The following is a 19087-nucleotide window of genomic DNA, read 5'->3' on the forward strand; positions in this document are numbered from 1 at the left end:
GGAGGAAGCCGATGATCACCCGTCGCAGCGTGCTCGGCGGGACCGTCGCCGCCGCAGGCCTGCCGCTCCTCGCCCCCGGCATCTTCGCCGGGGGCGAGGCGCACGCGGCGCAGGCCCTGCCGCCGGCCGGTCCCCACCGCGCGTCCGGTCCCGTACCGCCCGCCTTCTCCACCGCCATGCCGGTCCCGCCCGTGCTGCGTCCCCTCACCTCCTCGGGCGACGTGGACGTCTACGAGCTGACCATCCGCAGGGCCACGGCCCAGATCCTCCCGGGCACCGCCACCGATGTCCTGACCTACGACGGGCACTTCCCCGGCCCCGTCATCCACGCCCGCTCCGGGCGCCGGGTCCTGGTCCGCCACCGCAACGGCCTCGACATGCCCGTCTCCGTCCACCTGCACGGCGCGAGCGTCCCGCCCTCCTCCGACGGCAACCCGATGGACGTGTTCGCGCCCGGCGACTCGCGGACGTACGTCTACACCAACCGGCAGCCCCACGCCTCGCTCTGGTTCCACGACCACGCCCACCACATGGAGGCCGAGCACGTCTACCGCGGTCTCTCCGGCAGCTACCTCCTCACCGACGACCTCGAACAGAGCCTTCCGCTGCCCAAGGGCCAGTACGACGTGCCCCTCACGATCCGCGACGCCCGCTTCGACGAGCACGGGCAGCTGGCGTACACGATGTCCGACCGGAACCGCACCACCCTCCTCGCCAACGGCAGGCCCACCCCGTACTTCCAGGTCGCGGCCCGCAAGTACCGCTTCCGGCTGCTCAACGGCTCCAACCTGCGCCTCTTCGCGCTGAGCCTGTCCGACGGGACCCCGCTCATCCAGATAGCGTCGGACGGCGGACTGCTCGAACGCCCGGTCGCCGTGCCCGTCCTCACCCTCTCGCCCGGCGAACGCGCCGACGTGATCGTCGACTTCTCCCACCATCGCGTCGGCACCCGGCTGGTGCTCACCAACAGCGGCCCCGGCAAGCCCGAGCAGACCGGCAAGGTGCTCCGCTTCGACGTCGTGCGCACCGCCGACGACCCCAGCAGCGTCCCCCGGGTGCTGCGCGCCCTGCCGCCCGCCGGAGCCCTGCCCAAGGCCGCCGTCACCCGCCACATCGAGCTCAGCATGGACGAGGACGGGCGACCCGATCCGCGGGGGTTCGTGAACGGGCAGATGTTCGACCCCGATCGCATCGACACCACCGTGGCCTTCGGGTCGTCCGAGATCTGGGAGGTCACCAACGCCAACAAGCGCGTCCCGCACAACTTCCATCTGCACCTGGTCCAGTTCCGTGTCCTGGAACGCGGCGGAAAGCCCGCGGGGCCGACCGAGGCGGGTCTGAAGGACACGGTCCGGGTGATGCCGGGCGAGACGGTGAAACTGCACGTGACCTTCGACGCGTTCCGGGGCGACTACGTGTACCACTGCCACATGCTCGATCACTCGGCCATGGGCATGATGGCCACCTTCCGGGTCCGGTGAGCTCGCGGCGTCCTCGCGGCGGGGGGAGACTGAAGGGGTAGCGCGGCCGGCAGTCAGGGGTGCCCCGAAGGAGTGGCCATGGGCGGCACGGCGGTGGAGACCCTGCGCGAGGCCTTGCGCGGTGAGGTGATCGGCCCGGAGGACGCGGGGTACGACGAGGCCCGTCAGATCTACAACGCGATGATCGACCGTCGGCCGGCCGTCATCGCGCGGTGCGCGGACACCACGGACGTACGGGCGGCGCTGCGGTACGCCCGCGAGAGCGGCATGGACCTGACCGTGCGCGGCGGCGGACACAGCGGCGGCGGTCTGTGCCTGACCGACGGCTCGCTGATGATCGACCTGTCGGGCATGCGCTGGGTGCGGGTGGACCCCGCGCGGCGGACGGCCCTCGTCGGCGGCGGGAGCCAGCTCGGGGACCTGGATCACGAGGCGCACGGCTTCGGTCTCGCGACCCCCGCCGGGATCATGTCGACGACGGGGGTCGGCGGACTGACCCTGGGCGGCGGGCACGGGCATCTGACCCGCGCGTACGGGCTGACCATCGACAACCTCCTCGCGGCGGACGTGGTCCTCGCCGACGGCTCGGTCGTCACCGCGTCGGCGGACGAACACCCGGATCTCTTCTGGGCGTTGCGGGGCGGTGGCGGCAACTTCGGTGTGGCGACGTCCTTCACGTACGCGCTGCATCCGGTGGAGAACGTCGGCCTCGGCGTCACGCTGTGGGAGCCGGAGCACATCGGGGCCGTACTGCGCTGGTACCGGGACTTCCTGCCGGCGGCGCCGGACGACCTGAACGGCTTCTTCGCCACGCTGACGGTCGCGCCGGGACCGCCGTTCCCGGAGGAGATCCACCACAGGAAGATGTGCGGCGTGGTGTGGTGCAGCACGGGCCCGACGGACGAGGAGAGCCTCGCGAAGGTGTTCGCCCCGGTCGCCGATCCGGCCCCGCCCGCCTTCCACTTCGCGACGCCGGTCCCGTACCCGGCGCTCCAGTCGATGTTCGACGAGCTGATCCCGAAGGGTCTCCAGTGGTACTGGCGCGGTGAGTTCTTCGACCGCATCACGGACGACGCGATCGACGTGCACCGCACCTTCCTGGAGAACATCCCGACCGAGCTGTCGACGATGCACCTGTACCCCGTCGACGCCGCGGCCCACCGCGTGGGGCCCATGGACACGGCCTGGGCCTACCGGGACGCGGTCTGGTCCGGCGTGATCGGCGGCATCAGCGCCGAGCCGTCCGACGCGGGGGCGCTGCGCAGCTGGGCGGTGGACTACTGGGAGGCCCTGCACCCGCACTCGATGGGCGCCGGGTACGTCAACTTCATGGGCGCGGACGAGGGCCAGGACCGGGTCCGGGCCACGTACCGCGGACACTACGACCGGCTGGCCGAGGTGAAGCGGACGTACGACCCGGACAACGTCTTCCACCACAACCAGAACATCGCCCCTGCCGACTCTTGACGGCTCTTTGACGGTCGGCGGGGATCCGGCGGGCCCCGGACGGTGTCATCTTCGGTGTCTAGCACCGTTCGGGGAGGGGTGGCCGTCGTGGAAGGCGCCGTCGCAGGGTTGTTGGTCGTCGTGGTCGGTGTGCTGCTGGTACTGCGCAGTGGGATGCGGATCGTCAATCAGGTGGAGCGGGGTGTGGTCTTCCGGCTCGGCAAGGCGCTTCCCGGTCACCGTCAGCCGGGGATCACCTTCCTCGTCCCGTTCGTCGACCGCATGCGCAAGGTGAACGTGCAGGTGGTCACGCTGCCGATCCCGACGCAGGAGGGCATCACCCGGGACAACGTCTCGGTGAAGGTGGACGCCGTGGTGTACTTCCGGGTCGTCGACCCGGTCCGGGCCGCGATCGAGGTCCAGGACTACGTCTTCGCCGTCGGCCAGGTCGCGCAGTCCTCGCTGCGGTCCATCATCGGCAAGAGCGACCTGGACGACCTGCTGTCCGACCGTGAACGCCTGCACGAGGGGCTGGCGTTGATGATCGACAGCCCGGCGGCCGGCTGGGGCGTGCACATCGACCGGGTCGAGATCAAGGACGTGCAGCTGCCGGAGTCCCTCAAACGGTCGATGTCCCGGCAGGCGGAGGCGGAGCGGGAGCGGCGGGCGCGGGTGATCACGGCGGACGGCGAGTTCCAGGCGGCGCAGCAGCTGGCCAACGCGTCGCGGATCATGGCCGACACCCCGGAGGCGATGCAACTGCGGCTGCTGCAGACGGTCGTGGAGGTGGCCGCGGAGAAGAACTCGACGCTCGTGATGCCGTTCCCGGTGGAGCTGCTGCGCTACTTCGACCGGGCCGCCCGGAACCTCGGCGCCTCGGACGAGGCTCCGGCCGCCGAGGCTCCGCCCGCGGCGCCTCGGAACCTCGATGCCTCGGACGACGCTCCGGCAGCCGAGGCTTCGCCCGCCGTGCTCGGCGAGAAGATCCCGGATCCGCGTACCGAGTCGTAGGCGGTGTGAGCGGACCCGGTCCGCCGGGCGGCGTCAGTCGCCCATGGCACGCATGGCCTCTTCGGCCCGCTTCTCCATCTCCTCCGGAGGCACGTCCTCGACGTGCGTGGAGAGGTTCCAGCGGTGGCCGAAGGGGTCTTCCAGCTGCCCGGTGCGGTCGCCGTAGAACTCGTTCTTCACCGGCGACAGCTGCTTGGCGCCCCGGGTGAGGGCCTCGGCGAAGACCGAGTCGACGTCCTCGACGTACACGTGCAGGGTGATGGGCGTGCCGCCCACCGCCTTCGGGGAGCGGAAGTTCATCTCCGGGAACTCGTCCGCGAGCATGATGAGCGAGTTCCCGAGCTCCAGCTCGGCATGGCCGATCCTGCCCTCGGGCGCCGGCATCCTCATGCGCTCCGTCGCGCCGAGCACGGAGACGTAGAAGTCGATCGCCGCCGCGGCTCCGTCGACGCAGAGGTACGGGGTGACGCGCGGGTATCCCTCGGGGATGGGCTGGACGGTCACGGGGCTGCCGCCTTTCCGGACAGTGGCGATCACCGCCGACCGCCGCGTGCGACCACTGATATCCCGAACCCGCGGGCCCCGCTCCGACGCCGCGCGGCGGCCCGGCGCCGAATTGCCCTGAAGGGGCGACCGCGCCCTTGTCGCACGCGCCCCTCGACGTGGCCGCCGACTCCCCGCACGCGCCCGCTCGGCACCCGTCACCGTACCGACGCCATCAATGACACCGTAAAGAGGTCGCCATGACGCCAAAGATGCGCCATGATGGCACCACGAGCGGCGCACGCTCGGTCGAGGACGTCATCGATGGGGGCGGATCATGGACACAGCACGGAACCGGGAGCGGGCGGCGCCCGGCGCCTTCACCGCATTCGCCCGCTTCGTGCTCTGCGGCGGTGGGGTGGGGATCGCCGCAGGTCTCGCGGTCGCGGCCCTCGGCCACTGGATGCCCTGGGCCCTCGCCAACGCCCTGGTCACCGTGGTCTCCACGCTCCTCTCCACCGAGCTGCACGCCCGCTTCACCTTCGGCGCGGGCGGTCGCGCCACCTGGCGCCAGCACATGCAGTCGGCCGGGTCCGCGGCGGCCGGATACGTGGTGACCTGCCTCGCGATGCTCGCGCTGCGGCTCCTGGTGGAAACGCCCGGCGCGCTGCTCGAACAGGCCGTCTACCTGTCGGCCGCCGCCCTCACCGGTGTCGCCCGGTTCGTGGTGCTGCGCCTCGTCGTCTTCGCCCGCAACCGCTCGCGGGCAGCCGCCACCGCCCGTACCACCGGCCCCCTGCCCGCCACCGTGGCCCGCACCTCGGCCCCGGCCGACCCGGCCGCCCTCTGCCGCGCCGCCTGACCCTCCGCCGGCTCGCGCCCCGCGGGTCCTCACCCTCTCGCGTCTGCGCGGACGTGCCACCCCGTAGAGTGGGGGCGGGCGCGGCGTGATCACGAGGAGTATCTGTGACCGCGGTCGGCCTTGAGCACACCACCGTCCCCGCCGACACCGGCGAGGTGACCCTGCTGATAGCCCGCCGGGTGGAGCCCGGCCACGAAGCCTCCTTCGAGCAGTGGGCGAAGGGCATCCTCGACACGGCGGCCACCTTCCCCGGCCACCTCGGGTACGGGCTCTTCCGCTCCTCCGGCGGCGACGCCCCCTGGTTCCTCGTGCACCGGTTCCGGAACGCGGAGGCCTGCCGGACCTGGCAGGAGTCCCCCGAGCGGGCCGCCTGGTTCGCCGACTGCCAGGGCCACCACCACACCGAGATCGCCCGGCGCGAGCTCACCGGGATGGAGACCTGGTTCGCCAAGCCGGGCTCGACCCGGCCCGCGCCGCCCCGCTGGAAGATGGCGATCAGCGCGACGCTCGCGATCTACCCGATCTCCGTGCTCGGCACCCTCTTCCTCACACCGCACCTCACCGCGCTCCCCGTGCTGCTCAGCAGCGCCGTCGTCGCCTGCGTCTTCAACGTGCTCATGACGTACGTGGCCATGCCCGCCGTGAGCCGGGCCCTGCGCGGCTGGCTCACCCCGTAGCGCTCGCCCCGGGGCACGGCGGAGACAGGGCCCGCGACAGGACATGGCCCGCCACCTGAGGTATGCCTTTTTCATGGATCTCCGCCGGCGAGCCCTCGTCCCCCGCGCCTCGCGGGCCCGCGGGCGGCTGCTCCTCGCCGCGCCCTTCGCGCTGATCGCGGCGGTCACGGTGGTGGACATCCTGTCGCCGCCCGACGTCCACCTGGGGCCGTTCCTGATCGCCGCGCCGGCGGTGACCGCCTCGTTCGCGGGCCCGCGGATGACGGCCTTCGTGGGTGCGGTCGCCGTCGTCGCCCAGTCGGTGGTTGCCGTCGCGCGCACCAGCATCACGGACCTCAACCACACGTACCAGATCGTCGCACTGGTCCTGATCTCCGTGATCGTGACCTTCTTCGCCCACCTGCGCGAGCGGGACGAGGACAGGGTGACCCGGCTGCGCTCCATCGCCCAGGCCGCCCAGAGCGTCGTGCTGCGCCCCCTCCCCCACCGGGCCGGGCCGCTGCACATCGCCTCGGTCTATCTGGCGGCCGAGGAGGAGGCACAGATGGGCGGCGACCTGTACGCGGCGGCCCGCACGGCGTCCGGGACCAGGCTGCTGATCGGCGACGCCCGGGGCAAGGGCCTCGACGCGATCAGCGAGGCCTCGCTCGTCCTGGGCGCCTTCCGGGTCACGGCCCACCGCGAACAGGAGCTCCCGGAGCTCATCGGCCACCTGGAGGAGGGCGTCGGCACGACGGAGGAGACCGACGGCCCGGCCGCGACGGAAGCCGGCACCGAGGACACGGCCGAGGCCTTCGTGACCGCCCTCGTCCTCGACATCCCGGACCACGAGCCGGTGGTACGCCTCGTGAACTGCGGGCACCCGCCGCCGCTGCTCCTGCGGCACGGACAGGTCGTCCCCCTCGACGCCGCCGACGCGAGCCCGCCCCTGGGCCTCGCGGACGTCCTCGCCCCGGACGTCACGGTGGAGACCTTCCCCTTCGAGGTCGGCGACGTGCTCCTGCTGTACACGGACGGAGTCGTCGAGGCCCGCGACCACACCCGCGCCTTCTACCCCCTGGCCGAGCGGCTCACCACCTGGGCCGGGGCCGACCCCCAGACCCTCCTCGACCACCTGCGTGCCGACCTCCAGGCCTACGCGGGCGGCCACCTCGGCGACGACGCGGCCCTCGTCGCGGTCGAACGGCTGGCGCCGAACCCGTAGCGGGTCGATCAGTCCTCCAGCGGGCGGGTGGCCGGGCCCTGGAGGACGGTGCCGTCGGCGGCGAAGCGGGAGCCGTGGCAGGGGCACTCCCAGGTCTGCTCGGCCTCGTCGAAGCCCAGTTCGCAGCCCATGTGGGTGCAGCGGCGGCCGGTACGCAGGCCCGTGAGGTAATGCCGGGCCACGGTCGTCTGGCGGCGGACGACGCCGGGGAGATCGCGGGCGGGCAGCCGGCGGCGCGGGTCGAGGAGTTCCGTCCAGGCCGGGCGCGGGGCGCCGGTCAGGTGCGCGGTGAGCAGGCGGCCCGCCGCGACGCCGTTGGTGAGGCCCCAGCCGCCGAAGCCGGTGGCGAGGTACACGTGCTGGGTGTCGGGGTGCTCGTGGCCGACGCAGGGCAGGCCGTCGGCGGTGTGGACGTCCTGGGCCGCCCACCGGTGGACCTCCTGGGCGTCGGCGAAGCCCGGCAGGCGCTCGCGCGCCCAGGCCTCCAGGCGCGCGTACCTTTCGCGCACTCCCCCGCTGCCGGGCACGAACGCCTCTCCCGCGACGATCAGGAGCCGCCGGCCCTCGCCGAGCGGGGCGGTCCGCACCGAGCGGATGCCCTGTTCGAGCGTCAGGTACATGCCGTGCGGAGCCCGGTGCTCCTCGACGGGCGCGGCGACGACCAGTTCGCGGCGCACGGACAGCCGCATCAGGACGGTGGAGTGGCAGCGGAGCGGGAAGTGGGTGGCGAGCACGACGTCCCGGGCGTGGACCGTACCGCCGCCCTCGACGCCGAGGCGGCACTCGGCGCCCTCCCGCAGGCCCGTGACCCGGGTGCCCTCGTGGACGCGGCCGCCGAGCGCGATCACGTCGGCCGCCGCGGCGAGCAGGAAACGACGCGGGTGGAACTGGACCTGGTCCTCGACCCGTACCGCTGCCACGACGGGGTACGGAAGGTCGGTGGCGGTCACGGCCGTGGCCCGCAGACCCGCCGCGGCGGCGGCCGCCGCCTCCGCCCGGATCGCCCCGGCGCCCGCCTCGTCCAGGGTGTACGTGTACGCCGGCCGGCGCTCGATCTCCGCGTCCACGCCCAGCTCCCCGCAGAAGCGCACCACCTGCCGCAGGGCGTCCTCCTGGGCCTCGGCGTACAGGGCGGCCGCCTCCGCTCCCTGGCTGCCGCGCAGACGCTCGTAACAGAGCCCGTGCAGGGAGGTCAGCTTGCCGGTGGTGTGTCCGGTGACCCCGGTGGCGATCCGGCCCGCTTCGAGAACCACGACCTCCCGCCCGGCGCGGGTCAGCTCACGGGCGGTCCACAGTCCTGCGATCCCCGCCCCGACGACGACCACGTCCGCGGAGAGATCGCCCTCCAGGGGCGGCAGGGGGTCGGCGGGCGGTGCCGATTCCATCCAGTACGAGCTTCCGCGCATGATCGTTCCTCCCGGCGGGCGGACGGGCCTGTCGGGCGACTACCCGGAGCCGCCGCGCGCAGTCACGGGCAGCCGGGGCGGAACCGGTGGAGGGAGCGATCCGGCCGGGGGCTCACAAGGCGTCCGCCGCGGTGCGGAGGTCGGCCACCAGACCCGCGTACATCTCCTCCCGGTCCCGGGCCCGCAGGACGGCCGACGGGTGGACGGTCGCGAGGACCCGGGTGCCGTTCCCGGCGTCCGGCAGCGGCCTCGGCACACCCCGGTCGGTGCCGACGCGGAACGACGGGCCGAGCAGGGCGCGGCCCGCGGTGGCCCCCAGAGTGACCACCAACTCGGGTGCCACGAGACGGAGTTCCGCCATCAGCCAGGGCCGGCAGGCGAGGGTCTCGCGGAGGCTCGGAGCCTTGTGGATGCGGCGTTTCCGGGTCTCGTCGCGGGTGAACTTGAAGTGCTTGACCGCGTTCGTGACGTACAGGTCCTCCTCGGCGATCCCCGCCTCCTCCAGGGCCCGGTGCAGGAGGCGTCCGGCGGGCCCCACGAAGGGCACGCCCTCGCGGTCCTCCTGGTCTCCGGGCTGCTCGCCGACCAGCATCAGCCGCGCACCGGCCTCGCCCCGGCCGAAGACGGTCCCGGTCGCGTCGCGGTGGAGCGGGCAGCCCCGGCACTCCGCCGCCGCCCTCCGGTGCGCCGGCAGCCCTCCGCGGCTCGGCAGGTAGGGCGTGGCGTCGTACGCCTCGGGGGCGGCCTTCCCCTCGCCGGTACCGGCCATCGCGCACCTCCCGGCAGCGGACGGGCCCGGCGGGTCCACGCGTGCGCGTGTGCCGGTGCGCGCCGCTGACGCGCGGGCGTCTGCCCGGGAGGCCCTGGCCCGAAACGCCCTTCACCGCGGCAACGGAATGCGCGACGGTGGAAGGGGGGCGGAGCCCGCCGAGCCCCTGGCATGGGTGGCCCGAGGGCGGGTAGTAGCGCGCCGAGGCGAGGAGCCCGCGATGAGAATCCTGACGATGGGTGTCGAGGAAGAGTTCGTGCTGGTCGACCGTCGGACACGGGCCCCCGTGAACCGGGCCCCCGACGTCATCCGGCGGGCGGTCCTCGAGCTCGGCGAGCAGGTACAGACCGAGTTCTTCAACGCGCAGGTCGAGATCTGCACCCGGGCCACGGCCGACCGCCAGGACCTGCGCGCCGAGCTGGCCCGGCTCCGCGCCGCGGTGGGCAGGGCAGCCCGTGAGGTGCGCTGCATGCCGGTCGCCTGCGGCACCCCCGTACTGCCGCCGGAGGAGGCGCTGACCGTGACGGACACGGAGCGCTACCGGCTGATGGCCCGGCATTTCGCCTCCCTGGTCACCCACGCGGACGGACGCGCGCGCGACGACGGGCTCGTCTGCGGATGCCACGTCCACGTTGGAACCCTCGACCGCGAGCGCGCCCTCGCGCTCGCCCAGCACATGCGGCCGTGGCTGCCCGTGCTCCAGGCGCTGGCCGGGAACTCGCCCTACGCCCGGCGGCACGACACCGGCCACCAGAGCTGGCGGGCCGTCGAGCACGCCCGCTGGCCGACCGTCGGCCCCACCCCGGTCCTCGACGAGGCCCAGTACCTCGCCCATGTCGCCCGCCTGGTCCGCGAGGGCACGCTGCTCGACAACCGGATGGTGTACTGGCACGCCCGGCCCTCGGAGCACGTACCGACCCTGGAGATCAGGGTCGCCGACGCCAACGCGGACCTCGACACCGTGGTCCTCCTTGCCCTCCTCGTGCGCGGGCTCGCCGCCACCCTGCTGCCCCGCGTCGAGGCCTCGGTCCCCGCGCCCCGGATCCCCTCCCCCCGGCTGCTCCGGGCCCACCGGCTCGCCGCCGCCCAGGGCATCACGGGCCTCGGCCTGGACCCGGTCGACGGCCGGGAGCGGCCCGCCCTGGTGCTCCTGGACGAGCTGGTCGCCCTCGCACGGCCGGGGCTCGACGCGACCGGCGACACCGACTGGGTGCGCGAGCAGACGGGGCGGATCCGCGCGGACGGCGGCGGCGCCGCCCGTCAGCGTGCGGTCTTCCGCCGGCACGGCCGGTTCAGCGCGGTCGTCGACGCCCTCGCCGCCACCACGGCGAGGAGCTGATCCCCATGGCCTTCACCGCCTCGCTCCCCCAGGACACCGACCTGGGGAGCGCGGGCGTCGTCCGGGTGTGCCGGCTCCCCGGGGTGTACGCGCCCCAGGCCGACACCCGGCTCCTGATGGCGCAGTTGCGGCGCGAGGAGTTGTGGCCCGGGGTGCGCTCGCTCGACCTGTGCACGGGCACGGGCGTCCTCGCCGTCCTCGCCGCGCTGCGCGGCGCGCGGGCCACCGCCGTCGACATCTCGCGCGCCGCGATCGCCGCCTCCCGGCTCAACGCCCTGCTGCACGGCTGCCGGATCCGGGCGCTCCGCGGCGACCTGGACGCGCCCGTGGCACGCGAACGCTTCGACCTCGTCACCGTGAACCCGCCCTACGTGCCCAGCGACGACGCGGAGGCACCCGCTCGCGGTGCGCGGCGGAGCTGGGACGCCGGTCCCGACGGCCGTCTGCTCCTCGACCGCGTCTGCGCACGGGCCCCGGGCCTGCTGACGCCGTCCGGGGTACTGCTCCTCGTCCAGTCCTCGCTCTCCGGGGTCGCCGACACGCTGGACGCGCTCGCGGGCGGCGGGCTGCGGGCCCGTGTCGTCCGGCGGCGCACCGAGCCCTTCGGCCCCGTGATGTCGGCCCGGGCGGACTGGTTCGCGGCACGCGGGCTGATCCCTCCGGGCACGCGCACCGAGGAACTGGTCGTGATCCGCGCGTGCCGGGCGTGATCCGTGCGTGCCTGCCCTGAACCCTTCGTGCTTGCCGTGAACCGTTCGTGCCGGCCGTGATTCGGGGCCGGGGCGGCGGGGCAGTCGCGCGGTACCGGCGCAGTCCGATGCGATGGGTGGTGTGTGATGTCTGCTTCCCCGTACGAGAGCACCCCGCGGGTGCGGCCCCCCGAGGCCGGTGAACCGGACGGCCCGTGGGACACCCGGTCCCGGACGCCCGTGACCCGGCTCCGGCCGCTCCCCGAAGGTCCGCTGCTCGTCGAGGGGCCCGCGGAGATCGTCATGCCCGACGGCTCGGTCATCCGCTGCGAGCGGCCCGTGATGGCCCTGTGCACCTGCCGGCGGAGCCTGCGGGCACCGTTCTGCGACACGAGCCACCGACCGCGGCTGCGGCTCCGCACCGGCCCGGCGAAGACGAGAGCGAAGCCGCCGGCCGCGGAGGACGCCGCGCCGAGCGGTCCTGCCGAGGAGGCGGATACGTCATGACGACGCTGCTGCGCACCGAGCCCGCGACGCGGCCCGAGGCACCCGAGGCCCGCGGCGAGGTCTCCCACGCGGTACGGAGCCGGCTGCTCGGCGGCGGCCCCGCCCAGCTGCCCCGCGCCGCCGACGTGGCGCGCTGCTCCCCGTACGGGGAGGATCTCCAGCTCGCCCTGCACCTCTGCTACGAGCTCCACTACCGGGGCTTCGCCGACGTCCCCGACACCCTGGAATGGGACCCCGACCTGCTGAGGATCCGGGCCCTCCTGGAGCACCGCTTCGAGAGCGCGCTGCGCCACGACTGCCGTCACCTCCCCGGCGTGGACGAGGCGCTGGCGCAGCTGCTCGTGGAACCGACGGAGGGCACCGGCGTCTCGCACTTCCTGATGTCCTCGGGCGAGCTGTGGCACCTGCGCGAGTACGCCGCGCTGCGTTCCGTGCACCAGCTGCGCGAGGCCGACGCGCACCTGTGGGTGGTCCCCCGGCTGCGCGGCCGCGCCAAGGCGGCGATGGTGGCCGTCGAGTACGACGAGTACGGCTGCGGGCGGGCGGAACGGATGCACTCCCGGCTCTACGCGGACCTCATGACCGATCTGGGTCTCGACCCGTCGTACGGGCGGTACGTGGACGTCGCCGGGGCCGAACTCCTGGCGGCCTCGAACCTGATGTCGCTGTTCGGCCTGCACCGGAGGCTGCGCGGGGCGCTCGTGGGTCACTTCGCCGTCCTGGAGACGACCTCGTCACCCGCCGCCTCCCGCATCGCCTCCGCGATGCGCAGGACCGGGGCCGGACCGGCGGCGGAGCGCTACTACGACGAGCACGTGGAGGCCGACGCCGTGCACGAGCAGGTGGTGCGCCGGGACGTTGTGGCCGGGCTCCTCGACGACGAGCCGGAACTCGCCCACGACGTGGCCTTCGGCATCGCGGCGACCGGCCTCGTGGAGGACCGGCTCGGCAGCCACGTGGTGGACGCCTGGACCCGGGGCGAGAGCGCCCTGCGGGCTCCTTCGGACGGCGGTGCGTTCCTGCCGGTGGCGCCCTCGTCGCCGGCCGGCTACGGAGACTGAGACCCGGACGGCCGTCGGGCCGCCGAGGACATCGCCGGGCCCGAGAACCTGCCCGACCCACGCGGCGACCGTCTCCACCCGAGCCGGCGCAGCCACGTCCACCGACGCCACCAGGGCCCGTCCGCGCGCCGGCGCGCGTGGATCACGAACAGGCCTTCCACGAAGGTTCCGGGAGCCAGGCCCGCGCGCGGAAGCTGAGGGGCGTGCCGGGCACGCCTGCCGGGGGTCATCGGGGTCCTCTCGGCCGGGTGGGTGTACGAGGCATCTGCCCGGTCCGGTGACGGACAACCCTCGGCGGAGGGGGCGCGGCGGCCGGTCAGGTGGCCGCGTCGAGGAGGTGGGCCCCGTTGTTGCGGACGTTGTTGACGGCACTGGAGACGGGCCGGGTGCTGAGCCTGCCGTCCGCGGGCCGGGTGAGCAGGGCGCGGAGGTCATCGGTGTCCTGGTGGTGGGGGTCGAGCCAGGCGTCGTAGTGGTCCGGGCTGAGGGCGAGCGGCATCCGCGGGTGGACGCGGCCCGCCTCGTCGGTGGCCTCGGTGGTGATGATCGTGCAGGTCGTCAGCCAGGCGTCGGGGTCGTCGTCGCTCTTGACGTCGGGGTTGCGCCAGTACTCGTACAGACCGGCCATGGCCATGACCTGGTCGTCGGAGGGGTGGATGAAGTAGGGCTGCTTGCGGGTCTTTCCCGTCGCCTCGTCCTTCACCTGCTCCCATTCGTAGAAGCCGTCCGCGGGCAGGAGACAGCGGCGCTTGGCGAAAGCCCGCCGGTAGGCGGGCTTCTCGTGGACGGTCTCGACCCGGGCGTTGATCATCCGGGCGCCCACCTTGGGGTCCTTCGCCCAGGACGGCACCAGACCCCAACGCAGCGCCCGCAGCTCACGGCGTACCTCGTCGCCGTCGTCCCGCCCGGCTCGTTCGAGAACCGCGTAGACCTCGTCGGTCGGTGCCACGTTCCAGCTGGGCGCGAGCGTCTCGGCGGGGCGCCAGTCGGTGACCTGGAAGAGACGGGTCAGGTCCTCAGGACCGCGAGTCGAGGTGTAACGGCCGCACATGGCAACCACTCTGCCACGGTCCTGCGGCCGAACACGTCAGGTGGTGAGGAGCCGGTTGAAGAACGAGCGGTACTGGCGCAGGGCCATGCGCAGGCTCTCCGTGTCGACGTCCTCGCCCTCGCTCCACTGGCCTTCCAGGTCCTTCTTGCGGTCGGCGAAGGTGTCGGCCAGCTTGCGGATCACGTCGGTGACGAGCGCGTCGGCATCGTGGACCGCCTCGCGGGGGTCGTCGACGAACCGGCTCTGGATCTCGCGCCAGCTGGTACGGAAGGTCTCCTCGTCGTCGGCGTCCAGCAGGCGCGGGGACTCCTCCTCGGCACCGGCCCCTTCGGCCCGCTCGGTGTCGGCGCCGGTGTCACGGGCCGTGTCCGTGTCGGTGCGGGTGTCGGCGCGGGTGTCGGTGTCGGTGCGGGCGTCCGTGTCAGTGCGGGTGTCCGTGTCGGTGCCGACGTCGCGGGTGTCGCTGTCGGTGCCGCGGGTGCCGATGCCGAGGCCGCCGCGGGCGTCCGTGTCGGTGCCGACATCGCGGGTGTCGCTGTCGGTGCCGCGGGTGCCGATGCCGAGGCCGCCGCGGGTGTCGGTGCCGGCGCCGGCACCCGCCTCCGCGTCCACGTCCGCCCCTGCCCCGCTCCTGGTCTCCGTACCGGCGTCCGTACCCCTGCCCGTGTCCGCTTCCGCCGCCGAACCGGTGTCCCGGTCGCCGCCGTCGATCGCGGTGCTCTCACCGGGGTACATCGGCGGCGCGTCAGACCCGCCGCCGGCCTGCTCCGGCCTGTCGTACTCATCGTGCTCACGCATGTCACGCCCTCCTCGTCAGGTCCGGTCGGGACGCGGCGCGTCGCCGTCGGAGAGAAGTTCGTCGAAGAGGGCCCGGTAGTGCACCATCGCTCCCCTCAACTGCTCGGTGGTGGCCTGCTGGGAAGAGCTGAGGGTGTTGATCTCGTGCGCCGCCCGGTAGTGCTCAAGGGTGCGGCCGTGCTCGACCGAGAGGTCCCGCGTCCGCTGCTCGAAGCCCTCCGTGGGATAGCCGCGCTCGTGCATCAGCGAGCTCACCAGACTGTCCGCGTCGTGCACCGCGCCCTCGGGGCGGTCCACGAACTCTTCCTGGACCCCGCGCCACCGCTCGGCGTAGCGCTCCCGCGCCCCGCTCGACAGCGGCTTGATGTCCAGCGCCTCGTGGCGCTCCTCACGGGCGCCGAGGTCGTACTCGGCGGCCCTGCGGCTTCCCGCGTCCTCGACCGTACGGTCGTACTCGGGTCCGAACCGCTCGCGCAGCCGGCGCCGGCGCCTTCTGTCCAGCGCGATGGCCAGCACGATCACCGCGAGCACCACCACGACGGGTATGACGATGGCGAGAATCGTTCCTGTCGACATCGGCCTCGCTCCCTTGGTTCTCCTCCCCGTGGCCCCCGTGTCCACGGCGGCTGCCCAGCGGCATCGGCCTGAAACGGCCGTACCCGCGCGGGGTGCGCGGGTACGGGTGCGGCGGGCGGGTCAGTGGGCGGCCGCGCCGAACTCCGCGTGCTGGGTCCTGAGGGCGAAGTCGGGCTCTCCTGTCCGCGGAGCGTCGAGGGAGCGCCGCTGCGCCTCGGCACGGGCCTCGCTCATCAGCGCCTTGAACTCGTCGTCCGTGAGCGCCAGTCGGTCGTATCCCGTCCGACTCGGTTCGCCGCCCTGGGCCCTCCCGCGCATCGGGGGCCTCCTCCGTGCTGTCTCTGTGTCGGCCCGGCGACTACCCGCTCGGGCGGCGCTCAGACGTCCTGAAGCGCGTGAGGGCGTCGATACGGGGTAGCCGCTGACGTCGAGGGACCCACCCGGACGGGGGCAGTACGAGGAGGACACCATGAGCATGGTGCAGGAGACGATCAGGGTGGACGCCCCGCTGCGCATGGTCTACAACCAGTGGACGCAGTTCGAGGAGTTCCCCCGTTTCATGGACGGCGTGGAGCAGGTGCAGCAGCTCGACGACCGCCTCTGTCACTGGCGCGCCCGGGTCGCGGGCGTCTCCCGGGAGTTCGACACGGAGATCGTCGACCAGCTTCCCGACGAGCGGATCTCCTGGCGCACGGTCGGCGGGAGCGAGGTGCGGCAGAAGGGTGTCGTCACCTTCCAGCGCCTCGACGACACGCACACCCGGGTGAGCCTCGCGCTGGACGTGGAGCCCCAGGGCGTGGTCGAGAAGACCGGTGACGCCCTCGGCTTCCTGGAGAGCCGGGTCCAGGGCGATCTGCAGCGGTTCAAGGACTTCATCGAGGACCGCGACGACGCGACGGGCGGCTGGCGCGGCCGGCTGCGTCCCGCCGACAGCACGGGCGAGGGCCCGAGGGCGGGCACGGACACGGGCATGGACATGAGCGGGAGCGCCGGTGATGCCGCCCGGCGCGAGCCCGAGCGGCCCGGCCCCTACCCCGGCCCGATGCCCAGCGACCCCGACGAGGAGCCGCGCGTCTGAACGGGCGCGGGCGGCCGCCTCGTACCACCGGAGCTCGTACCACCGGAGTTCGTACCACCGGCGCGGGCGATCAGGACGCGGGCGATCAGGAATCGTCGGGGACGTGGATGTCCAGGACGCAGATGTCGTCGCGGTTCCCCGTCCGCTGCGCGGCCAGGGTGCGGGCCGGCATGTCGCTCACGCCCTCCCGGAGGAGCCGGCCGGCGGTCTCGGCGAGCCGTCCGAGGCCTGTCTCGATGTCCTCGCCCGGCTCCTCCACGAGGCCGTCCGTGTAGAACAGCAGGTGGTCACCGGGCAGCAGGTCGAGCGTCTCCTGGCCGTACTGGCTGTCGAAGGCGGCGCCGAGCAGGCAGCCCTCGGGCTGTGGCAGGTAGCTCGCCGTACCACCGCGCAGGAGCAGCGGCGGCAGATGTCCGGCGCGCACCCAGGTGAGGCGGCGGTCCCAGGGCTGGTAGCGCCCCATGACCATGGTGGCGGTGGCGCCCTCGCGTTCCGTCGCCGTGTGCAGCAGAAGCGTGTTGAGCCTGCCGAGCACGTCGGGGAGGGCGGATCCGGTGACCGTCATGCCCTTGGTGTAGAACCGCAGCTGCGCCATGGTGCCGACGGCCGTGAGCCCGTGGCCGGCCACGTCTCCGACGACGAACAGGGCGCTCTTGTCGGGGAGTTCGATCGCGGAGTACCAGTCGCCGCCGACGTTCACGCCGGTGTCGGCCGGGACGTACGCGACGTCGACGCACAGCCCGGCGAGTTCGAGCGACTGCTCGGGGATCGGCAGCAGCGTGTCCTTGAGCCGGGCGCCCAGCGCGCGTTCGGCCTTGAGCATGCCGCGCTGGACGAGGTTGGCACGCTCGCTCTCGACGAGGGCGAGTTCGACGTCGCGCAGGGCGGTGAGGTCCTGGAAGAAGCCGTGCACCTCGACGGGGGCGCCGTCCGCGTCGGTACGGGCCTCCGCGACGAGCCGCAGGTGGCGCAATCCCTTCCGCGTGGGGACGCGGAACGGTTCGTCGACGGCCCGACCGTCGCCGAGCAGTCGCTCGACGGCGGAGGCGATCCTCGGCACGTCGTCGGCCACCAGATGCCCGGGCAGGTCCTCCATCCGGATCGGGCCCAGCGCGGGGTCGCGGTCGAAGACGGCGTACACCTGGTCGGACCAGGTGATCGCGTCCGTGACGAGGTTCCAGCCCAGCCAGCCGAGGTTGCCAAGGCGTTGCAGTTCGGCGAGCCTGCGGGTCTCGCGCTCGCTGGTGTCGTGGCGGATCCACGACACGACGAGTCCCAGCCGGGACGCCTGGACCGAGTACACCGACTGCCGGGGTACTCCCGCGGTCACCTCGTCATAGGTGAAGGGATCGCTCTCGTACACCGTCCCGGTGGTCAGCGTCTCCCGGTACCCGTCCCAGACGGGGGTGCCCGCCACGGTGGGGTACGTCTCCAGAATGCGCCGGCCGACCAGCTCCCTGCCGCGCCGGCCGGACACGTCGACGGACTCGGGGGCCGCCGCGTCGATGCGGTAGTCCTCCACCTCGCCCGACTCCGACCGCAGCGGGGTGAGCAGGACCATCGCTCCGGGCAGGATGTCGAAGATCGTCTGGACGGCCTCGACGTCCCCTTGGAGCGGGCCGGGTCCGTGGCGGTCCCGGTCCTCCCGGAGGACGACCCCGCAGAGCCGGACGACCCGCCGCAGCAGGGTGCGGGTGTGCGGGTCGAAGGCACCCGTCCGGGTGCGGAAGAAGCCCACGACCGTCGTCGTCGGCGGGCTTCCGGGAACGGGGAGCCAGGCGCGTGAGGGCCATCGCTCGGGCGGATCTCCGATCAGGAGGTACTCGACGGCGTCCGCCTCCGGGTCTTCGAGCCAGACCCCCTCGCGGGCGGTGGTCGCCTCCAGGGCCGCGACGCCGCTGAGCGGCGGGATGTGGCTCCACTGCTCGGCGAGCTCCGTGTCGACGCCCGCGTGCCCCGCCAGCTGCAGGCTGCCGGTGGCCGCCGACCGGTAGATCATGACGGCGTCCACGTCCTCCGTGTCGCCGAGGACCGCCAGCAGGAGGTCCGCCACGTCGTCCGCGGTACGGGCGTCGGCGAGGCCCTCGGCGAGCCGCGCCAGGAGCACCCTGGAGCCGCCCGGCCGTCGCTCGTCGAGGACGTCGCCGACCGGACGGAAGGACGAGGGCGCCGGCGGCGGCGCGTCCTGCTCGGCCTCCCCGCCCGGCGGCGTCGGCGGCGGGGAACGCGGGACGATCCGGCTCAGGACGATCCAGCACTCCTCCAGGAGGGTCCCCCGCCGCTGCTCGGCCCGGTCGAGCAGCAGCTGGTGCGCGGCGTCCGCCGACACGCCGGCCTGGGCCATCAGCACGCCCTTGGCCCGCTCCACGACGGCCTCCATCGAGGTCACGGCCTCCAGGTCGGCGACCTCGGCACGGAGCCTCGTCACGACCTTGGCCAGCGCCAGGACCTCGGGGGCCGTGCCGCTGCCGGTGTCGGGAAGGGCGGGGTCTCCCTCCATACGATTGAGCATCCCACGCCGGGGCCACGCCCGGCCTGTCCACGTCTTTCCACGCCTGTCCACCGGCGGGCCTCCCACGCCGGAGCCGCGCCCGGCGAGCCTCTCCGTCCTGATACCGGCATGCGGCAGCGGGCGCGGCGTGCGTGCCG

18 protein-coding genes and 1 pseudogene are annotated in these 19087 nt (G+C 73.4%); 11 read left to right on the forward strand and 8 right to left on the reverse strand.

Annotated features, from left to right (window positions below; all coding sequences use genetic code 11):
• Positions 1 to 11 precede the first annotated feature (11 nt).
• The 3 genes from ACWGN5_RS18125 to ACWGN5_RS18135 all read left to right on the forward strand — a co-directional run bounded on the left by ACWGN5_RS18125 (position 12) and on the right by ACWGN5_RS18135 (position 3938).
• Positions 12 to 1481: a multicopper oxidase family protein gene (locus ACWGN5_RS18125; protein ID WP_453516138.1), complete on the forward strand. Its 1470-nt coding sequence runs from the start codon at positions 12 to 14 to the stop codon at positions 1479 to 1481.
• Between the two features lie 78 nt (positions 1482 to 1559).
• Complete coding sequence (locus ACWGN5_RS18130) at positions 1560 to 2948, forward strand: FAD-binding oxidoreductase (RefSeq protein WP_453516140.1); 1389 nt, start codon at positions 1560 to 1562, stop codon at positions 2946 to 2948.
• Positions 2949 to 3035: 87 nt separating this feature from the next.
• Positions 3036 to 3938, forward strand: coding sequence for a slipin family protein (locus ACWGN5_RS18135; RefSeq protein WP_453516188.1), 903 nt, complete (start codon positions 3036 to 3038; stop codon positions 3936 to 3938).
• A 33-nt stretch (positions 3939 to 3971) separates the two neighbouring features.
• On the opposite strand, the gene ACWGN5_RS18140 is transcribed toward ACWGN5_RS18135, so the two are convergent.
• Positions 3972 to 4442, reverse strand: coding sequence for a VOC family protein (locus tag ACWGN5_RS18140; protein WP_453516141.1), 471 nt, complete (start codon positions 4440 to 4442; stop codon positions 3972 to 3974).
• A gap of 316 nt (positions 4443 to 4758) precedes the next feature.
• Here ACWGN5_RS18140 and ACWGN5_RS18145 point away from each other — a divergent pair, with 316 nt between their 5' ends.
• The 3 genes from ACWGN5_RS18145 to ACWGN5_RS18155 all read left to right on the forward strand — a co-directional run bounded on the left by ACWGN5_RS18145 (position 4759) and on the right by ACWGN5_RS18155 (position 7164).
• Positions 4759 to 5283 carry a GtrA family protein gene (locus tag ACWGN5_RS18145; RefSeq protein ID WP_453516143.1) on the forward strand — a complete coding sequence of 175 codons (525 nt, stop codon included), beginning with the start codon at positions 4759 to 4761 and terminating at the stop codon, positions 5281 to 5283.
• A gap of 104 nt (positions 5284 to 5387) precedes the next feature.
• Complete coding sequence (locus ACWGN5_RS18150; protein WP_453516145.1) at positions 5388 to 5960, forward strand: antibiotic biosynthesis monooxygenase; 573 nt, start codon at positions 5388 to 5390, stop codon at positions 5958 to 5960.
• Between the two features lie 73 nt (positions 5961 to 6033).
• Entirely contained in the window at positions 6034 to 7164 is a 1131-nt protein-coding gene (locus ACWGN5_RS18155) for a PP2C family protein-serine/threonine phosphatase (protein WP_453516148.1), read from the forward strand.
• Positions 7165 to 7172: 8 nt separating this feature from the next.
• On the opposite strand, the gene ACWGN5_RS18160 is transcribed toward ACWGN5_RS18155, so the two are convergent.
• Positions 7173 to 8570, reverse strand: coding sequence for an FAD-dependent oxidoreductase (locus tag ACWGN5_RS18160; protein ID WP_453516150.1), 1398 nt, complete (start codon positions 8568 to 8570; stop codon positions 7173 to 7175).
• Positions 8571 to 8682: 112 nt separating this feature from the next.
• On the reverse strand, positions 8683 to 9339 hold the full coding sequence (locus ACWGN5_RS18165; RefSeq protein ID WP_453516152.1) for a UdgX family uracil-DNA binding protein: 657 nt from the start codon (positions 9337 to 9339) through the stop codon (positions 8683 to 8685).
• Positions 9340 to 9559: 220 nt separating this feature from the next.
• Here ACWGN5_RS18165 and ACWGN5_RS18170 point away from each other — a divergent pair, with 220 nt between their 5' ends.
• From ACWGN5_RS18170 to ACWGN5_RS18185, 4 genes are all read left to right on the forward strand, one after another.
• Positions 9560 to 10678, forward strand: a complete 1119-nt coding sequence (locus tag ACWGN5_RS18170; protein WP_453516154.1) for a carboxylate-amine ligase — start codon at positions 9560 to 9562, stop codon at positions 10676 to 10678.
• Positions 10679 to 10683: 5 nt separating this feature from the next.
• Positions 10684 to 11388, forward strand: coding sequence for a HemK2/MTQ2 family protein methyltransferase (locus tag ACWGN5_RS18175; protein ID WP_453516157.1), 705 nt, complete (start codon positions 10684 to 10686; stop codon positions 11386 to 11388).
• 126 nt (positions 11389 to 11514) lie between these two features.
• Positions 11515 to 11874 (forward strand): CDGSH iron-sulfur domain-containing protein, encoded by a 360-nt coding sequence (locus ACWGN5_RS18180; RefSeq protein WP_453516160.1) that lies wholly within the window; start codon positions 11515 to 11517, stop codon positions 11872 to 11874.
• A complete protein-coding gene (locus tag ACWGN5_RS18185) occupies positions 11871 to 12935 on the forward strand; it encodes an iron-containing redox enzyme family protein (protein ID WP_453516163.1) in 1065 nt (354 codons plus the stop codon). Before ACWGN5_RS18180 ends, ACWGN5_RS18185 begins: the two co-directional genes overlap by 4 nt.
• A gap of 316 nt (positions 12936 to 13251) precedes the next feature.
• Here ACWGN5_RS18185 and ACWGN5_RS18190 read toward each other — a convergent pair whose 3' ends face one another.
• The 4 genes from ACWGN5_RS18190 to ACWGN5_RS18205 all read right to left on the reverse strand — a co-directional run bounded on the left by ACWGN5_RS18190 (position 13252) and on the right by ACWGN5_RS18205 (position 15678).
• A complete protein-coding gene (locus ACWGN5_RS18190) occupies positions 13252 to 13986 on the reverse strand; it encodes an SOS response-associated peptidase (RefSeq protein WP_453516165.1) in 735 nt (244 codons plus the stop codon).
• Between the two features lie 36 nt (positions 13987 to 14022).
• A complete protein-coding gene (locus tag ACWGN5_RS18195) occupies positions 14023 to 14784 on the reverse strand; it encodes a hypothetical protein (protein WP_453516167.1) in 762 nt (253 codons plus the stop codon).
• A gap of 15 nt (positions 14785 to 14799) precedes the next feature.
• Positions 14800 to 15360, reverse strand: coding sequence for a hypothetical protein (locus ACWGN5_RS18200; RefSeq protein ID WP_453516169.1), 561 nt, complete (start codon positions 15358 to 15360; stop codon positions 14800 to 14802).
• A 120-nt stretch (positions 15361 to 15480) separates the two neighbouring features.
• Entirely contained in the window at positions 15481 to 15678 is a 198-nt protein-coding gene (locus ACWGN5_RS18205; RefSeq protein WP_453516172.1) for a hypothetical protein, read from the reverse strand.
• Positions 15679 to 15829: 151 nt separating this feature from the next.
• Here ACWGN5_RS18205 and ACWGN5_RS18210 point away from each other — a divergent pair.
• A pseudogene (locus ACWGN5_RS18210) lies at positions 15830 to 16291 on the forward strand (SRPBCC family protein); the annotation flags it as partial.
• Between the two features lie 232 nt (positions 16292 to 16523).
• Here ACWGN5_RS18210 and ACWGN5_RS18215 read toward each other — a convergent pair.
• Entirely contained in the window at positions 16524 to 18938 is a 2415-nt protein-coding gene (locus ACWGN5_RS18215) for a SpoIIE family protein phosphatase (protein ID WP_453516175.1), read from the reverse strand.
• Positions 18939 to 19087 lie beyond the last annotated feature (149 nt).

Source organism: Streptomyces sp. NPDC055815 (assembly GCF_053616475.1).

What these genes read in the sequence shown, in the direction of transcription:
- ACWGN5_RS18125 (WP_453516138.1), top strand. Translation starts at nt 12, where the DNA reads ATGATCACCCGTCGCAGCGTGCTCGGCGGGACCGTCGCCGCCGCAGGC.
- ACWGN5_RS18130 (WP_453516140.1), top strand. Translation starts at nt 1,560, where the DNA reads ATGGGCGGCACGGCGGTGGAGACCCTGCGCGAGGCCTTGCGCGGTGAG.
- ACWGN5_RS18145 (WP_453516143.1), top strand. Translation starts at nt 4,759, where the DNA reads ATGGACACAGCACGGAACCGGGAGCGGGCGGCGCCCGGCGCCTTCACC.
- ACWGN5_RS18155 (WP_453516148.1), top strand. Translation starts at nt 6,034, where the DNA reads ATGGATCTCCGCCGGCGAGCCCTCGTCCCCCGCGCCTCGCGGGCCCGC.
- ACWGN5_RS18160 (WP_453516150.1), bottom strand. Translation starts at nt 8,570, where the DNA reads ATGCGCGGAAGCTCGTACTGGATGGAATCGGCACCGCCCGCCGACCCC.
- ACWGN5_RS18165 (WP_453516152.1), bottom strand. Translation starts at nt 9,339, where the DNA reads ATGGCCGGTACCGGCGAGGGGAAGGCCGCCCCCGAGGCGTACGACGCC.
- ACWGN5_RS18170 (WP_453516154.1), top strand. Translation starts at nt 9,560, where the DNA reads ATGAGAATCCTGACGATGGGTGTCGAGGAAGAGTTCGTGCTGGTCGAC.
- ACWGN5_RS18175 (WP_453516157.1), top strand. Translation starts at nt 10,684, where the DNA reads ATGGCCTTCACCGCCTCGCTCCCCCAGGACACCGACCTGGGGAGCGCG.
- ACWGN5_RS18180 (WP_453516160.1), top strand. Translation starts at nt 11,515, where the DNA reads ATGTCTGCTTCCCCGTACGAGAGCACCCCGCGGGTGCGGCCCCCCGAG.
- ACWGN5_RS18185 (WP_453516163.1), top strand. Translation starts at nt 11,871, where the DNA reads ATGACGACGCTGCTGCGCACCGAGCCCGCGACGCGGCCCGAGGCACCC.
- ACWGN5_RS18190 (WP_453516165.1), bottom strand. Translation starts at nt 13,986, where the DNA reads ATGTGCGGCCGTTACACCTCGACTCGCGGTCCTGAGGACCTGACCCGT.
- ACWGN5_RS18195 (WP_453516167.1), bottom strand. Translation starts at nt 14,784, where the DNA reads ATGCGTGAGCACGATGAGTACGACAGGCCGGAGCAGGCCGGCGGCGGG.
- ACWGN5_RS18200 (WP_453516169.1), bottom strand. Translation starts at nt 15,360, where the DNA reads ATGTCGACAGGAACGATTCTCGCCATCGTCATACCCGTCGTGGTGGTG.
- ACWGN5_RS18205 (WP_453516172.1), bottom strand. Translation starts at nt 15,678, where the DNA reads ATGCGCGGGAGGGCCCAGGGCGGCGAACCGAGTCGGACGGGATACGAC.
- ACWGN5_RS18215 (WP_453516175.1), bottom strand. Translation starts at nt 18,938, where the DNA reads ATGGAGGGAGACCCCGCCCTTCCCGACACCGGCAGCGGCACGGCCCCC.